Raw genomic sequence first — 413 nt, 5'->3', positions numbered from 1 at the left:
TCCCAAAGTCATGGTTAAGTGGGAAACGATGTGGGAAGGCACAGACAGCCAGGATGTTGGCTTAGAAGCAGCCATCATTTAAAGAAAGCGTAATAGCTCACTGGTCGAGTCGGCCTGCGCGGAAGATGTAACGGGGCTAAACCATGCACCGAAGCTGCGGCAGCGACACTATGTGTTGTTGGGTAGGGGAGCGTTCTGTAAGCCGTCGAAGGTGGACTGTGAGGTCTGCTGGAGGTATCAGAAGTGCGAATGCTGACATAAGTAACGATAAAGCGGGTGAAAAGCCCGCTCGCCGGAAGACCAAGGGTTCCTGTCCAACGTTAATCGGGGCAGGGTGAGTCGACCCCTAAGGCGAGGCCGAAAGGCGTAGTCGATGGGAAACAGGTTAATATTCCTGTACTCGGTGTTACTGC

1 rRNA gene is annotated in these 413 nt (G+C 53.5%); it reads left to right on the top strand.

The features are described 5' to 3' along the window. Window positions 1–413 (top strand): 23S ribosomal RNA (locus tag ET34_RS0116205); the annotation flags it as partial.

Origin of the sequence: Siccibacter colletis (assembly GCF_000696575.1) — a bacterium.
Taxonomy (GTDB): Bacteria; Pseudomonadota; Gammaproteobacteria; order Enterobacterales; family Enterobacteriaceae; genus Siccibacter; species Siccibacter colletis.
This window is presented reverse-complemented; position numbering and strand designations above follow the sequence as displayed.